The 15,447-nt window shown below is 72.0% G+C and carries 13 protein-coding genes; 5 read left to right on the forward strand and 8 right to left on the reverse strand.

Annotated elements, in window-relative coordinates; genetic code table 11:
- Window positions 1–190 precede the first annotated feature (190 nt).
- Both ACGF3J_RS31555 and ACGF3J_RS31560 read left to right on the forward strand, forming a co-directional pair.
- Window positions 191–916, forward strand: a complete 726-nt coding sequence (locus tag ACGF3J_RS31555; protein WP_393855308.1) for a molybdopterin-dependent oxidoreductase — start codon at window positions 191–193, stop codon at window positions 914–916.
- The gene (locus ACGF3J_RS31560; protein ID WP_393855309.1) at window positions 900–1,604 is read left to right on the forward strand and encodes a cytochrome b/b6 domain-containing protein; all 705 of its coding nucleotides are present in this window, start codon (window positions 900–902) and stop codon (window positions 1,602–1,604) included. Before ACGF3J_RS31555 ends, ACGF3J_RS31560 begins: the two co-directional genes overlap by 17 nt.
- Before the next feature lie 39 nt (window positions 1,605–1,643).
- Here the strand turns inward: ACGF3J_RS31560 and ACGF3J_RS31565 are convergent, their stop codons facing one another.
- Window positions 1,644–2,012 carry a VOC family protein gene (locus tag ACGF3J_RS31565; RefSeq protein WP_161327323.1) on the reverse strand — a complete coding sequence of 123 codons (369 nt, stop codon included), beginning with the start codon at window positions 2,010–2,012 and terminating at the stop codon, window positions 1,644–1,646.
- A gap of 63 nt (window positions 2,013–2,075) precedes the next feature.
- On the opposite strand from ACGF3J_RS31565, the gene ACGF3J_RS31570 reads away from it, so the two are divergent.
- Together ACGF3J_RS31570 and ACGF3J_RS31575 are read left to right on the forward strand one after the other, a co-directional pair.
- Complete coding sequence (locus ACGF3J_RS31570) at window positions 2,076–2,537, forward strand: MarR family winged helix-turn-helix transcriptional regulator (RefSeq protein ID WP_393855310.1); 462 nt, start codon at window positions 2,076–2,078, stop codon at window positions 2,535–2,537.
- Between the two features lie 132 nt (window positions 2,538–2,669).
- Window positions 2,670–3,989, forward strand: coding sequence for a PP2C family protein-serine/threonine phosphatase (locus ACGF3J_RS31575; RefSeq protein WP_393855311.1), 1,320 nt, complete (start codon window positions 2,670–2,672; stop codon window positions 3,987–3,989).
- 13 nt (window positions 3,990–4,002) lie between these two features.
- Here the strand turns inward: ACGF3J_RS31575 and ACGF3J_RS31580 are convergent, their stop codons facing one another.
- From ACGF3J_RS31580 to ACGF3J_RS31595, 4 genes are all read right to left on the reverse strand, one after another.
- Window positions 4,003–5,658 carry an ABC-F family ATP-binding cassette domain-containing protein gene (locus ACGF3J_RS31580; RefSeq protein ID WP_393855312.1) on the reverse strand — a complete coding sequence of 552 codons (1,656 nt, stop codon included), beginning with the start codon at window positions 5,656–5,658 and terminating at the stop codon, window positions 4,003–4,005.
- Window positions 5,659–5,737: 79 nt separating this feature from the next.
- On the reverse strand, window positions 5,738–7,372 hold the full coding sequence (locus tag ACGF3J_RS31585; protein ID WP_393855313.1) for an ABC-F family ATP-binding cassette domain-containing protein: 1,635 nt from the start codon (window positions 7,370–7,372) through the stop codon (window positions 5,738–5,740).
- A 274-nt stretch (window positions 7,373–7,646) separates the two neighbouring features.
- Entirely contained in the window at window positions 7,647–9,791 is a 2,145-nt protein-coding gene (locus ACGF3J_RS31590; protein WP_393855314.1) for an FUSC family protein, read from the reverse strand.
- A gap of 180 nt (window positions 9,792–9,971) precedes the next feature.
- On the reverse strand, window positions 9,972–11,153 hold the full coding sequence (locus tag ACGF3J_RS31595) for an aromatic acid exporter family protein (protein ID WP_393855315.1): 1,182 nt from the start codon (window positions 11,151–11,153) through the stop codon (window positions 9,972–9,974).
- A 387-nt stretch (window positions 11,154–11,540) separates the two neighbouring features.
- On the opposite strand from ACGF3J_RS31595, the gene ACGF3J_RS31600 reads away from it, so the two are divergent.
- Window positions 11,541–13,142, forward strand: a complete 1,602-nt coding sequence (locus ACGF3J_RS31600; protein ID WP_393855316.1) for an FAD-dependent monooxygenase — start codon at window positions 11,541–11,543, stop codon at window positions 13,140–13,142.
- Window positions 13,143–13,172: 30 nt separating this feature from the next.
- On the opposite strand, the gene ACGF3J_RS31605 is transcribed toward ACGF3J_RS31600, so the two are convergent.
- From ACGF3J_RS31605 to ACGF3J_RS31615, 3 genes are all read right to left on the reverse strand, one after another.
- A complete protein-coding gene (locus ACGF3J_RS31605) occupies window positions 13,173–13,835 on the reverse strand; it encodes a ScbR family autoregulator-binding transcription factor (RefSeq protein ID WP_161331251.1) in 663 nt (220 codons plus the stop codon).
- Window positions 13,836–14,029: 194 nt separating this feature from the next.
- On the reverse strand, window positions 14,030–14,965 hold the full coding sequence (locus tag ACGF3J_RS31610; protein ID WP_161331250.1) for a hypothetical protein: 936 nt from the start codon (window positions 14,963–14,965) through the stop codon (window positions 14,030–14,032).
- Window positions 14,962–15,447, reverse strand: coding sequence for a hypothetical protein (locus ACGF3J_RS31615; RefSeq protein ID WP_161331249.1), 486 nt, complete (start codon window positions 15,445–15,447; stop codon window positions 14,962–14,964). Before ACGF3J_RS31615 ends, ACGF3J_RS31610 begins: the two co-directional genes overlap by 4 nt.

Genomic DNA, 15,447 nt, shown 5'->3' on the forward strand with positions numbered 1-15,447 from the left:
GACGTGTGCCCGCCGACCCGAGACCGTACGCGCACCGCTCGCCCAGGGTGTCCCCGGAGGCGCCAGGATTCACAGCTCGGCGTCCGCGTCGCGGCGGGTGCGCCGCCGGTCCGGGGCGGTCGGATTACCGAAGTCTGACGTCGTCCCGGTGCCCCTGGCCCAGTGACCCCCGGGGTGCTCCAATGACAACGTGAACCCTGAACCACCCGAGAGGAACGGCGCTCCCGTGGGCCGGCGCATCTTCCTCGGCACCCTCGGCCTCGGAGCGCTCGGGGTCGTCGCCGCACCCACATTGCAACGCGGTATGGAGGCGTTCCTGGGCGGCGCCGCCCAACGGGACCCCACCGGCCTGACGGACCTCCTGCCCAACGGCGGCGGCTTCCGCTACTACTCGGTCACCTCCTCCGTACCGCACAAGGACGCCGGGAGCTACCGGCTCACTGTGGACGGCCTGGTCGATCGACCGGCGACGTACTCCCTGGCCGACCTCCGCGCCCTGCCCCAGACCCGCATGGTGCGCGACGTCCAGTGCGTCACCGGGTGGCGGGTGCCGAGCACCGCCTTCGAGGGGGTGCGTCTGTCCGCGCTGCTGGAGGCCGCGGGGGTCCGCGGGACGGCGGGCGCGGTTCGCTTCACCTGTTTCGACGGTGCGTACTCGGAGAGCCTCACCCTGGAACAGGCCCGCCGAGCGGACGTCCTGGTCGCTCTGCGCATGCGGGACGAGGACCTCGGCCATGCGCACGGCGGCCCGGTGCGGCTGTACGTGGCCCCCATGTACTTCTACAAGTCCGCAAAGTGGCTCTCCGGAATCACGCTCACGAAGAGCGTCCGGCCGGGCTACTGGGAGGAGCGCGGCTACGACGTGGACGCCTGGGTGGGCCGTTCGAACGGACGGGACGATGAGCCGACGACCTGACTTCCCTGCCGCCTCCGCCCGCGTGCCGCGGTTCAGCCCCACCGAACGCTGGGCCCACCGGGTGACGGCCGGGCTGATGGGCGTGTGCGTGCTGACCGCGGCCTGCCTGTACGTGCCACAGCTGGCCCAACTCGTGGGCCGCAGAGCCCTCTTGGTCACCGTGCACCAGTGGGCCGGTGTGGCGCTGCCGGTTCCGGTCCTGGCCGCGCTGGGTTCGCGCGCCCTGCGCACGGACCTCGGTCTGCTGAACCGCTTCGGCCCGCACGACCGGCGCTGGCTGCTCGCCGTCCTGCGCAGGGACGGACGGCGGGCCTCCCGTCCAGCGCACAAGTTCAACGCGGGTCAGAAGATCTACGCGGCCTGGGTGGCGGGCGCGACGCTGGTGATGCTGGGCACCGGGCTGATGATGTGGTTCACCCACCTCACGCCCCTGGTGTGGCGCACCAGTGCCACGTTCGTCCACGACTGGCTGGCCCTGACCCTCGGCATCGTCCTGGCGGGCCACGTCGGGATGGCCCTCGCCGACCCCGAGGCCCGGCGGGGCATGCGAACGGGTTCGGTCACGCGGGCGTGGGCCGAGCGGGAGCATCCGCTGTGGGCCGACCAGCTCTCGGGCGGACCCGGGCCCTCCGGGAGGCGGCCCGCGCCGACGGGACCGCGACCGACCACCACGGACCCGGCACCCTAGCGCGATGCCGCCCGGGGCCGACGCTTCCGGGCGCTCGGCTCAGCCGCGGTCGTGGAGGGTCACCTGATAGCCGTCGGGGTCGGCGAAGGTGAAGGTGCGGCCGAACGGCCCGTCGACGGGGTCCGAGACGATCGTCGTCCCGGCGGCGGCGAGGGCGTCGTGGATGTCCTGCGCGTCGGGGGCGTGCAGCCACAGGGCCATTCCCCGGCCGGGCTGCGCGATCGCGTCCAGGTCGACGCCGGCGACGACGTCGCGTACGGCGAACGCGATGGGCTTGGTATCGAACACGACGGCGTGCGGCGGCCCCGCGTCGGAGCGCTTCAGTCCGAGGTACCGCTCGTAGAAGGCTGCGGAGCGCTCCAGGTCGCGCACCTGCAGCGAGATGAAGTCCGGTCCGGTGACGGCCATGATCTGTGCCTTTCCTTGCATGTCAGTCTTCTGACATGCGCCACCGTATGTCAGACTGCTGACATGAGTCAAGGTGAGCCCGGGATCGAGCTGGACACGTCGTTGGGGTACATGCTGAAAGCGGCTTCGAGCGCCCTGCACTCCGCCATGGAGGCCGTGCTGAAGCCGATGGGCATGACGATCACCCACTACTCCTGCCTGGAACTGCTCGCCCAGCGGCCGGGCCTGTCCAACTCCGAGCTGGCCCGCGGCACCTTCGTCACCCGGCAGTCGATGAACGTGCTCCTGCAAGCCCTCGAACGCCAGGGGCTGGTCGTGCGCGCCGCACAGGCGCCCGTGGGCAGGGCCCTGCCCACGGAGCTGACCGCCGCCGGGCGTCGCCAGCTCCAGGCGGCCAGCGCCGCGGTCCGCCGCGTCGAGCAGGACATGCTGGCCCGTCTGAACGCGGCCGATCAGGATCAGATGCGGCGCCTGCTCGGGGAATGCATCGCCTCGCTCGGTACACCGCCGGCCCCGGCGGACTGAAGGCGGGTGGGCCTTGCCGGCCGACGGGGCGTGCGTTCGTGCTACAAATGCCTTCTCGGCTCCCGTGGCCGGTGAGCAGGTCCGGCTGTTGGGAACGAGCAGCTCTCCTTCTGTGTGATCAAAGGGGCGGCCGTGTCCGACCGTACTTACCAGGACGAAGCGGGCTTCACGGCGCCCGCTTCCTTGCCCGTCCTGGAGCGGCTGACGCTGCTCGCCGACACCACGGCCCAGCTGATCTCCAACATCGATGTCGACGAAGCGCTTCATCGCGTGGTCGCCCTGATCGTGCCGCGTCTCGCGGACTGGGCCGTCATCGACCTGGTCACAGCGGCCGAAGAGGTCTCGCGGCACATGGTGGTCCATGCGGAGAAGGGGAACCTCGTCAGACGAGAGGACCTTCAAGGTCCCATGCCGCCGGTCTCCGAGCACTCACCCATGCCGTTGTCCCGGGCCCTGCGCGGTGTCGCCTCGAATCTGGCCGGGCCGGAAACCTACCAAGGGCCTCCCGACAGCGGCATCGCGGTGGAACAGCGCAGACTGTTCGAGGCCACGGGGATCAGGACCGCGGCCATCGCTCCCATCCGCGGTCCCCGGGAGGTCGTCGGTGCCCTCACGCTGGGGCGCTCGGACGCAAGCGACCAGGACTTCACCGCGGACGACCTCGCCCTGCTCGAGGACATCGCCCGACGCGTCGGCCTGGCTCTGGAGAACGGACGTCACTACCAGCGCCAGGCCCAGGTCGCCGAGACCATGCAGCGATACCTGCTGCCCCAGCTCCCGCAGCTGCCGGGTATCGCGATGACCGCTCGCTACCTGGCCGCGCCGGATGCCTCTCATATCGGCGGAGACTGGTACGACGCCTTCCCGCTGCCCTGCCGCGACACGGCACTGGTCATCGGAGACGTGGTCGGACACGACCTCGAGGCCGCGGCCGGGATGGCACAGCTGCGCAACATGCTGAGAGCGTTCGCCTGGTCCGAGGACCGGCCGCCGCAGGGCATCGTCGAGGAACTCGACCAGGCCCTGGCGCACATCACCGATGTCCGCATGGCCACCATGATCATGGCCCGCCTGCAGCCGGACCCCACCGGGGTGTGGCATCTCCGGTGGACCAACGCCGGACACCCGCCGCCTCTCCTCGTCGACCACAACGGCCTGAGCCGGTATCTGGACGAAGCCCGCGGTCTGCTCCTGGGCACCGCGATGAAGCAGCCCCGGACCGACGCCCACATCGTCCTGCCTCCCGACTCCACCCTCGTCCTCTACACCGACGGTCTGATCGAGTCCCGCACGCACTCCCTGGACACCGGGATGGAGAACCTGCGCCGGCATGCGGCCTCCTTGGCCCACCGTCCGCTGGACGGCTTCGCCGACGAGCTACTGCGACGTGCCCGTCCCGCCGACAACGACGACGACGTGGCGCTGCTGGTCCTTCGCATCCCGTCGCCCTGACGGGCCTGCCTCCCTAACGCCGCACCGGTGCGGTCCGCCGCTCGTGCTCCGGGACCAGCCGAATCTCGCGACCGCGCCAGCGCCGGCGCAGCCAGCGGTCGTGGCCGGCGACCACGATGGCACCCGGGCCAGTGGCCAGCGCGTCCTCCAGCTCGTCGCACAGCCCGGGGGAGAGGTGGTTGGTCGGCTCGTCCAGCAAGAGCAACTGGGGCGGACGGGCGACCAGCAGTGCCAGCGCCAGCCGACGACGCTGACCCACCGAGAGCCGGCCGACCGGTTTGTCCAGATCGGCCTCGTGCAGCAGGCCCAGCGACACCAGTGGCACCCTCTCCGCCCGAGCGGCGCCCAGCGCCGTCTCGTACGTGTCACGGACCGTACGCCCGGGACGGTCGAAGACACTGTCCTGGTCGAGCACCGCCACCGACAGGCCCCGCCGCCTGCGCACCTCGCCCTCGGTGACCGTCATCCGCCCCGAGAGCACGGCCAGCAGCGTCGACTTTCCCGCTCCGTTGCCGCCCGTGACCAGCAGCCGGTCGGTGGCGGCCACCTCCAGCCCGTCCAGCGCCAGCCGCCCCGGCACTCGCACGCCGCGCAGAGCGACCAGTGGCTGTGTGCCCTCGTCCACCGGGGCTGCCAGATCGCCGGCCGCGAACCGCAGGGGCCGCGGCGGCTCGCCGACCTGGGCGCGCTCCAGTTCCTCCAGCCGCCGGGTGGCGTTGCGCACCCGGCGGGAGATCGACGCCTGGACCCGGCCGCCCCGGTGGCCGTAGCCCATCTTCTCGTTGTCGGTGCGACCCCGGTCCGGCGCCACCCGGTGCGCGGTCACCCGCGCCGACGTGCGGAGCTCCTCCAGTTCCTCCTGCTCCTCGGCGTACCGCCGCTCCCAGCGTTCCCGCTCCGCGCGCCGCTGGGACAGGTAGGCGCTGTAGTCGCCGCCGTAGCGGACCGGGCCGTCCACGGCCGGGTCGAGATCGATCAGGTCGGTGCAGACGGCGTCGAGGAACGCCCGGTCGTGGCTGGCGAACACGACGGCGCCGGGCATCGAGCGGACCTGTTCCTCCAGGAAGGCGGCGGCACCGTCGTCCAGGTGGTTGGTCGGCTCGTCCAGGAGCAGCGCCGAGGGCCGCCGGACGAGCAGCGCGGCCAGGGCGAGCCGGCCGCGCTGCCCGCCCGAGAGTGAGCCGAGCGTACGGGCATGGTCCACGGCGCCGAGACCCAGCCCGTCCAGGACCAGGGCGGCGCGGCGGTCGGCGTCCCACGACTCCCGGTCCTGGACCTGCTCCAGGCGCTTGCCGTAGGCGTCGAGGACGTCCCGGTGGCCGGGGTCGTCCTCGGAGACCCGGGCGAGTTCCCCGCCCAGGCGGTCCAGTTCGGCGAGGTCCTCCCGGGCCTCGCGCAGCGCCTCGTCCAGGACGGCTGCGACGGTCGTACCGGCGTCGAACGGCAACTCCTGGTGGAGGAAGCCGAGGTCGGCGGGGCGGGTGACGCTGCCCGCGTCGGGTGCGTCCACCCCGGCGAGGACCCGCAGCAGGGTCGATTTGCCGGCACCGTTCTCACCGATCAAACCGATGCGGTGGCCGGGGGAGGCGGTCAGTGAGACACCGTCGAGGACACGGCGTCCACCAAGGTTGCGGATCAGGTCGTGGGCGAGAAGTGCGGGCTGTGGCATGAATCGGTCGTCCTTCGTGATCGGTGGTCGGCCCGCCGGGCACAGGGCCTCGGACGCGGGCCGCGTCACACGTGACGGCTCACATCGCCGGAGCCTCGGCCTCCTCCAGCGTCCCGCCGGCCAGCCGCAGCCGCCGGGTGATCCCGATCCCGGCGAGGAACCGCTCGTCGTGGCTGACCACCATGAAGGCGCCCCGGTAGGAGTTGAGCGCGCTCTCCAACTGGCCCACGCTGACGAGGTCGAGGTTGTTCGTCGGCTCGTCGAGCAGCAGCAGATGCGGCGCCGGCTCCGCACACAGGACGCACGCCAGGGTGGCGCGCAGCCGCTCACCGCCGGAGAGCACACCGACCGGCAGATGCGCACGCGGGCCACGGAAGAGGAACCGGGCGAGCAGATTCAGCCGCTCCCCCTCGGGCCGCTCCGGGGCGAACCCGGCGAAGTTCTCCGCCACCGTTCGGCCCAGGTCCAGCAGGTCCAGCCGCTGCGAGAGGTAGGCGATCCGTCCGTCGTTGCGCTTGATCTCTCCGCTGTCCGGGAGCAGGTCGCCGGTGATCAGCCGCATCAGGGTGGTCTTTCCGGCGCCGTTGGGGCCGGTCAGCGCGATGCGCTCCGGGCCCCGGACGGTGAGGTCGACGCCGTTCGCGGCGAACACGTCCGCGTCACCGAGCCGCACCCGCACGCCCTCGGCGAGGAACAGGTTGCGTCCGGCGGGGACCTGGGTGTCGGGCAGTTCCAGGCTGAGCCTGACCTCTTCGCGCAGGGCGCGGCCGGCCTCGTCGAGGCGGGCCTTGGCCTCGCTGACCCGGGCGGCGTGCATCGTGCCGGACTTGCCCGCGGCCTCCTGCGCACCACGCTTCATGTTCCCCGCGAAGATCCGCGGCAGCCCCGCGTTCTTCAGGTTCCTCTGCGCGTTGCCGGCACGGCGCTCGGCGCGTTCACGGGCCTGCCGCATCTCCCGCTTCTCGCGCTTGAGTTCCTGCTCGGCGCTGCGGACGTTCTTCTCGGCGACCTCCTGCTCGGCGAGCACCGCCGCTTCGTACTCGGTGAAGTTGCCGCCGTGGAGCCGCAGCTCGTCGCTGCCGAGTTCCGCAATGCGCTCCATGCGGTCCAGGAGCGCCCGGTCGTGGCTGACCAGGAGCAGGCAGCCGGTGAAGTCCGACAGGACGTCGTACAGCTTGTGCCGGGCTTCCGCGTCGAGGTTGTTGGTGGGCTCGTCGAGGAGGAGGACGTCGGGCCGCTTGAGCAGTTGGGCGGCGAGGCCGAGGGATACGACCTGGCCGCCGCTGAGCGTGGCGAGGCTTCGGTCCAGTGCGAGGCCGGTGAGGCCGAGACGGTCGAGCTGCGCGCGGGTGCGCTCCTCGACGTCCCAGTCGTCGCCGATGGTGGCGAAGTGCCTCTCGTCGACGTCCCCGGACTCCACGGCGTCCAGCGCGCGGATCACTTCGGCGACGCCGAGCACCTCGGCGACCGTGAGATCCACCGTCAGCGGCAGGCTCTGCGGGAGGTGTCCGAGGGTGCCGCTGACCGACACCGAGCCGGTGAGCGGCCGTAGTTCACCGGCGATCAGCTTGAGCAGGGTGGACTTGCCGGAACCGTTGGGGGCGACGAGACCGGTGCGGCCCGGCGGCACGGTGAAGGACAGGCCGTCGAAGACCCGCGTGTCGTCGGGCCAGGCGAAGGAGAGGTTCGAACAGACGATGGCGGCGTCGGACATGAAGAGGAGACCCCTGAGGAAACGAGGGCAGAGAGCTGTCCCCTGCCCTGGGCAGACGTGGGAAAAGAGGTACGACAGGACGGGCCACCTCGGCAGCGCTCCCGAGCGCCGGCCGGTGGCCGTCAAATCCGGATCTCACCCGGAGATGTCGTCGTCACCCACCACGTCTGAAACTCCTCGATAGACGGTCTACACGGCTGCCGAGAATAGCAGGAACGGTCCGCACTCCAGGGGGCGCCGGCGCAGGCAGGTCGATCCTGCCGACCCGGGGGCCTCACCGCTCGTGCCGGTACGTCGGGTCGGCGGGCCCCGGACGGTCCGTGCCGGTCGCGGTGGCGAGATCCGCGGCGAGGGCGTGCAGCCACACCTCCAGGTCGACCAGGATGGACCGCGCCCCGGGCGACGTCCCGGACCGGACGACGGGGGACAGCGGTGCGATCCGCAACGTGACCCCCCGCGACGGAAGATCGGCCGCCCGCATTGCGGCAGCCGCGACCTGCCGCCCCGCCGTCTCCACCCACTGCCGTGCGCCCGGCGGAAGGCCGGGCACACCCTGCGCGGGCGGCAGCCAGTAGGCGCCGCTGAGCACGCGCGAACCGTAGTTGAGGGCGGCGAGCCAGTCCGGGCCGTCGTCGTCCGACCGGAGCGCGGGCTCCGTGCGGAACTGCGCGTACGCCGCCTCCGCGATGCGCAGCCGATGCAGGGCGGGCCACAGGGAGCCGGCCGTGGGCCGCTCCGCGATCTCGCCACTCGGCTCGGTGCGGCGGCCGGTCAGGGAATCGGCGGTGTCCCGCACCACGGGCGCGGTGGCACGCAGCAATGCCGCCACACTGCGCCGCATCTCCGTGCGCGCCCCTGCCGGCCACGCGAGGAGCCCGCACACCAGCCCGATGCCGCTGCCGGTCAGCACGTCCACCAGGCGCGCCTCCTCCAGCCGCCACGTCACCGGGGCGATCTGGGCGAACGCCGTCGACACCACCATCGTGAACAGGCCCTGCGCCCACGCGGGTCCGCCGACGGGTCCCACCGAGAAGGCGATCACCATCATCGGCACCAGCAGACCGGCGTAGAACGCGGTCGCGTCACCCGCCCCGATGATGAGCGCCCCCGCGACGACGGCACCGATCAGCGTGCCCGCGGCGGCCGACCGCACGGCCGACCAGGTGCCGACCGCCGTCGTCCGCGCCAGGGTGAGCACGCTCAGCAGAACCCAGAAGCCGTGCGACAGATCGAGCGACCCGGCCACGAGACGGGCGAGGGCGAGCCCCAGCGCCGTACGGACCGCGTTCTGGAACACGACGGAGCGCGGCGTGAGATTGCCGCGGATCCGCACGAGCCAGAGGGGCACCACCGGCACCCTCGCGTACCAGAACTGCTCGTGGGGGAGACCGGGCAGAGCCGGGCCGCCGCCCGTCGCCAGGTCGGCGGCGGAGCGCACCGTCACCGCCGAGGCCGCCACCGTCAGCAGCGTCGACCTGCGCCGCAGGAGCGCATAGGGAGGATCGCCGCGGCCCTCCGGCTCGCCGGCCCGCTCGTCCAGAAACCGCGCCGTCATCTCCTCGATGAACTCGGCGCCGCGGACCGAACGGCCGCCGCGCAGGACGCCCGCGGCGTCGGAGCAGGTCGCCGCGACACCGTGCAGCAGGGTCTGCGAGGCCGTGTCGGCGGGAGCAGGCGGCAGTTCCCCGAGGGCGGCCAGCTGGTCCAGCAACCGGCGGGCCGACGATCCGGCCTGGGCCAGCGCCCGGTCCCTCCGGCCTGCACCGGTCGGCCGGCACTCGTGGGGTTGCCGGGAGAACCGCAGCTCCCGCCCGGTCGTCCGCAGCCGGCGAGCCGTCCCGTCGTCGACGGATTCGGCCCGGAGCAGGAGCCTGGTGGTGTGGGCCGCCAGGTCAAGGGTGTCCGCGACCCGCTCGGCGTAAGAGGGTCGCCGCGGCGACGGGAACAGCAGCAGCTCGCCCACCAGCAGCGCCGTGGCGCCGAGGAACAGGCCCAGCAGCCGCTCGGGCAGGGTGTCGGGGGCGTAGGGCGGGAAGCAGGCCAGGATGTAGCAGAGCTGCAGTCCGGGTACGACGCTCGCCAGCCGTGGGGTGCAGGCCGCGCCGAACGTCAGGGCGAGGGCGACGAGGAGCATTCCCACGGCCGCCGCCCATGTCGTCACCGCGAGGGCGGTACCGAGCGCGACCAGCGCCGCCGCTGCGGGCGCGGCCCGCAGCACACTGCTCGCGCGGTGGCGCCCCGAGCCCGCCGGCGAGGACAGGGCGCCGAACGCGATGGGGGTGAAGAGGGCGTACAGGGCGACGACCGGCCGGTCCATGAGGTACGCCGCAGGGTAGAAGCCGGCGGCCGCGGCGAGCGCGACCCGCACCGCGCGCCCGCTTCCGCCGAACGACTGGGTGAGTGACGGCAGTCTCGGCATCCTCACCCTCCCCGACGGCTCACCGGCACGGACTCCCCGACCACGGAGTCCCGCGGACGCCACATCATGCCGAGCGCACGCGGCCGGCGACGGCCGCCGCACCCCGGAGGTCCGGCAGGCTCGCCCGACCGGCGCATCGGAGACGGGCGAGCGGCGCGGAGCTGCCGGGTACGGCTCGTTTCAGCCGTCGGCGGTGGTCTTGAGGACGTCGCAGGTGTTCTGGAACTCCTCCATCAGCCGGGTGGCCTCGACGACGAGGACCCCGTAGGGGCGGGAGGCGTCCGACAGGGGAAGCGAGTCGTCGTGGGCCGCCGTGAGCACGTCCTGCAGGGCGTCCTGGGCGAGCGTGGCCAGGTGGCACATCTCCTCGGCCTGTCCGGAGAGACTGTCGGCCTCGAGTGACGCCATGATGTGGGCGATGTCGCGCAGGCTGCGCGTGAAGTTCGCGTACGCACGCAGGGTGGGCTTGTAGGTGTAGGTGTTCTCCGTCTCGCGCCAACGCCCCAGGCTGCGCGTCAGGGAGCCCAGCTGGTAGACGGCGCGCTCCAGGGCGTCGACGCTCTGCCGATATCGCCCGAACGTCAGGTAGCTGCGGTGGGCGGGCAGCAGGCGGCGCGGGTTGAACGGGAGGCTGTTCTCCGCGGTGGCCAGCCCCGCCCGCGCCTGCCCCACCGCCCGCTGCGCGCTTTCGCCGGCGGCACGCCACTGCTTGGCCCGTTCGGCGTCCACGTCGCCCGTGCACAGGCCGTCGGTCATGTCGTCCAGCAGGCTCTCGATCTCGGCGGCCAGGACCTGGAGACCGTGCTCGGCGCCGCGGTACCGCAAGGGCGGCGCGATGGCCAGGTTCACGAGGAGGCCGAGACCGCATCCGACGAGCACCAGCAGGACGATCTGCCCGAGCTCGGTCACCCGCTCGCCGGTGCTGGTCGCGGCGGCGTAGGTGGAGAAGGCGAAGAAGGCCGCGGTGGCGACCTGCGAGCGCTGCTCGCCCAGGGCCGGCCACTGTCCGATGGCCAGGGCGATCACGGCGACGATGACGAACGCGACGAGATCCGGGCCGGCGACGAACCCGACGGCCGCCTGCACGGCCACCCCCACGGTGACCGCTGCGGTGTAACGCAGCGCCTGCCACACCGACTGGTAGATCGTCGCATTCATGATCAGTACGGCGGAGAACGGTGCGAACGCCGGCGAGGCCGCGTGCAGGAGGTCCTGCGCCGTCCACCACGCCAGTGTCGCCGCCAATGCGCTCTTACCGATCAGGAGCGCCGTGTTCCGCTCGTGTCCGGGAGCATCCCACGCCCTTCGCAGCCATGCCCCGCAGCCTCGCACCCATTCCACTTTCGTGCCCCGAACTCCCACTCGCTGATCTCTTACGGCGGGGCAGGTACCCACCCCGGGCCAGATATGTAAAGGACGACAATTCGGTTCGGAGGCGTCCACGCCGAGAAGGCAGTGTGTCACCGCGGGACAGGGCATCGGCCCCCGACATTCCGGACCTGCTGCCACCGGGCCCTTGTCCTGGGCATCGTGATCGCCGAGTAGTGATGCTGTGGGGGCGTTGTAAAGAACCGCCCACTCGGTATATTTTCTGGTCGCGCCCGTCGGTCTTATGCGGGTTTGTGGCGCCGTTGCTCTTCGCTGCGCAAGAGAGGCGTGGAGTGCGCGGGTGCTTGTGACCGGGTCGGCGGCCGGGGCGTTCCTGCTGCCGGCTGTGCGTAATGCCTGAGGACTAGGGGAGGTCCTGCGGTGGAGAGTCTTCTGCGTGCACAGGTCGTAATCGTTGGTGGTGGGCCGGTCGGTATGCTGCTGGCGGCCGAGCTCGGCGGCCGGGGAGTCCGCACCGTTGTCCTGGAGGCGCGGGACTCGGTCTGCGACCGGCCCAAGGCGAGGGTGCTCCATGCGAGGGCTCTGCAGGGCCTGGCCAGGCGGGGATACTTCACGGAGCTCGTGCCGCGGGGGATGTCGGGCGCTGCCGAAGCCGAAGTGCCCTTCCGCTTCGGTGGAGTTCCCGGACTGACGATCACCGCCTCGGCCTCGGAGCCGGGGCCCGTGCTGAAACGGCCGCAGGCCGACCTCGAGCGGCTGTTTGAGCAGCGGGCGCGGGCGGCCGGGGTGCGGGTGTTGCGCGAACACCGCGTCACGCAGCTGGTCCAGGACCTGGACGGTGTGCGGGTCCTGGCGGAGGGGCCGCTCGGGTCTGTCGAGTGCACGGCCCTGTACCTCGTGGGGGCGGACGGCGGGCGTGGGGTGGTGCGGGAACTGGCGGGCTTCGCGGCCCGTACCTTCGAGGCCACGACGTCCGGACTGTCCGGACTGGTCAGGCTGGACGACGCGGATGTTCCGGGCCTGGGGTGGCACCACACTCCGCGTGGCTGGATCGTCGCGCACGACATCCCCGGGGCTGGGACCCATGTCAGGACTCTCGACTGCTCAGGTGCGCATGCCGGGCGCGATGTGCCGCCTACGGAGGGGGAGTTGCGTAGTGAGGTGGCGCGGATCGCGGGTCGGGAGGTGGGGTTCGGGGAGGTGCGCTGGCTGAGCCGCTTCAGTGACTTCTCGCGGCTGGCGGAGTGTTTTGGACGGGGCCGGATCTTCCTTGCGGGGGATGCGGCGCATCTGCATTTCCCGGTGGGGGCACAGGGGTTGAGCCTGGGGGTGCAGGATGCGCTGAACCTGGGGTGGAAGCTCGCGCTGGCGGTGCGGGGGCGGGCGGGGGCGGGGCTGTTGGACACGTATGACCAGGAGCGTCGTCCGGCTGCTTCGCGGGTGATCGAGGTGACGCTGGCGCAGTTGGCATTGATGCGTGCGCGGCCGGAGGCGGAGGCGCTGCGGTCGGTGTTCGCGGGGGTGGTGGCCTGCGGGGGTGGGGGGAGCCGGTATCTGAGCGATCTGATCAGCGGACAGGATGCGGTGCTTCCGCCCGAGGCGGGGGCCGTGGGGCGCGTCCTGGGGAGTGACGGGGCGTGGGAGGGGAGGTTCTTGCCGAATGTGGCGCTGCGTACGGCGCAGGGGCCGTCAGATGTGGTGGCTCTGCTGCGTGGGGGTGGGTGGCTGCTGCTGCTCTTCGGCGAGCGCGGTGGGGAGTACGGACGGCGGGCGGGGGCGTGGGGAGATCTGGTGCGGCGGGTGCGGGCGGAGCCCGTGGGGGAGGTGGCGTGTGACGCGCTGCTGCTGCGCCCGGACGGGTACGTGGCGTGGTCGGGCGGTGATGCCGGGGCCCGGTCCGGGCAAGGGGGCGACGGTGAACGGCTCGAGGAGGTGCTGGTGCGGTATCTCGGGTGCGGGTCGCCGGGGGTGCCGGCCGGGCGGGTGGCCGGCTCGGACGCGGTTGCCGGGGTCGTCGGTTGACGGTGTGTGGGTGGGGGCAGCGGGTCGAGGTCAGTGGGTGGCGGTGGGTTGGGGGTGGTGGTTGCGGGTTTCGTTGTGGATGTGGTGGCCGCGTTGTTCGGTGAGGTCGAGGGTGGCGAGGATGGAGGGGTGGGTGATGCTGGGGAGGAGGTGTTGGAGGAGGGCGGTGGTGCGCTGGGTGAGGTCGCGGTAGTCGGTGAGGGTTTGGGACATCGACTGGATGCCGGCGAACGTGCCGACGATGACGTCGGCGGTGATGGTGGGGTTGACGTGGGGGAGGAGTTCGCCTTGGCTTCGGGCGGTTTCGAGGAGGTGGCGGCAGATGCGGCTCCAGTGGAGGAAGGGGCCGGTGCGGTCGAGGCCTTGGGCGTGCTGGTCCATGGTGAGGCGGACGGCGGCGCGGACCATGGGGTCGTGCTGGAGGCGGTAGGCGTGGAGGAGGACTTCGTCGGCGAGTTCTTGGAGTTTGCAGGTGCGGGCGGGGATGGGGGTCTGCTGGTCCTGTTCGTGCAGGACGCCTTGGGCGAGTTGTTCCTTTGATTCGAAGTGGAAGTAGAGAGCGCCTTTGGTGACGCCCGCGGTGTTGAGGATTTCGGCGATGGTGGCGGCTTGGTAGCCGCGTTCCTCGAAGACTTTGGCGGCTGCGGTGAGGATGGTCTGGCGGGTGCGGATGGCGCGGTCCTGTTTCGCCATGGCGGGGCCTCCCGGTCGTCGAGGTTCGCTGTTGTGCGGTTTCGGGACGGGCCCACAAAAAAACCGCCCAGTATGTATCTTACAGGCAGTGTTCGGGGGCGTCTCAAGAGGCGGGGCGACGGCAGTCCGGCCGGGGGCTGGGGTGCGTCATGCCGACGAGCCCTCGGTGAGTACCTCCCCGAGGGCTCGGGCCGTCAGGTCCGCGGCCCCTCGGCGGAATGGCTCCGGCAGTGGTCGCGGATCAGCTCCACCACCGTGTCGGCGGTGCGGGCCAGATATGTGCGGCCGTCGGGCAGCAGAGCGCTCCGGCTGATGTAGCTGCGCGGTCCCACGTGGGTGGCCGGGTCGAACCTGTGCACCGTGACCTTGCCCGCGCGGGCGGCCCGGTTCCAGCCGCTGCCCCGGAACAGGGGCCAGCGCTGCGGGAACATCCAGGTACCCACCCGCTCGATCCGGTCACCGGAGCTGGTGAGGCGGTGCACGTGTTCCGCGCGCGTGAGGTTGTTGGCGCCGTTGTGGAAGCCGCCGAACATGATGAGCAGCAGGGGGCAGCCGAGTCGCTCGTGCAGTTCGTCGACGGCGCCCGTGGCCACCTGGGCACCGCCGCTGTAGCTCAGCAGAACGACCGGCACGCCGCTTTCGGGCCGGTAGCCGGCCAGGAGCAGCTGGGTGGCGATCTGCGAACCGACGGCCCGGTTGTACAGCGGCCGGTAGCGGCGGTCGGCGGCCACGAAGATCTGCATCACGTTGTGCAGGAAGAGCACCAGCCCGACGCGGCGGCGCAGCCACGACCACACCGGCCGGTCGGCGAGCGGGTCGGCCAGCGGCGAGTAGGGCTGCACCTGGCCCAGCACCCGCAGCTCCGGCGCACCGGCCAGAACGGCCCTGACCAACTCGCCGCCGTCCCGGCTGTCCCGGACGCGGCGCTTGCCGATGCCGTCCAGGTAGACCAGGTAGGCGGCCGGAGGGCGGTCCGGGTCGGCGCCCCGCGCGTACGGCACGCCCTCCGGCAGCTCGGTGGTCGGGGCCCGCCAGCCGGCGCCGTAGGCCAGCACCTCGTAGCGTGCCAGCAGGCCCTCGGCCAGCAGGGCGGGTCCGAGGGCGACGGCCCAGAGCAGGAAGTCGTTCATCGGGTCTCCGCCGTGTCGGTGGCGCTGATCCGCACGACCAGCCGCCGGACGCCCTCGACCGCGACACCGAGCACCACACCCGCCACGGCCACGCAACCGGCCGCGGCCCACCAGCCGAGACCGGTCTCCGCGGACAGCGGACCGGTCAGACCCGCTCCGACCCCCACGAAGAGCAGAAGGTGGAGCAGGGGCCCGAGCAGGGGGAACGCCAGCACGGCCGAGAGCAGCAGGGGTATGACGAGGCCGGGTGTCCACTCGAGCCCGCCCCCGGGCGGCGGCGAGCCCAGCACGAGCTCGGCCAGGGTCCAGGCGGTCAGCGGCCAGAGCGCGAACACGGCGCCCTCGACGACCGCGCCGGCCAGGACCAGCGGGACGATCCGGCTGCGGGGCACTCCCCGTCGCCGCACCGCGACGGGAGTGACGCGTCCGAGCGCCTCGGACAGCCCGGCGAGCAGCAGCAGGGCGACGACGGCCGGTGTCAT

The organism is Streptomyces sp. NPDC048171 (genome assembly GCF_043202655.1).
Lineage (GTDB): Bacteria > Actinomycetota > Actinomycetes > Streptomycetales > Streptomycetaceae > Streptomyces.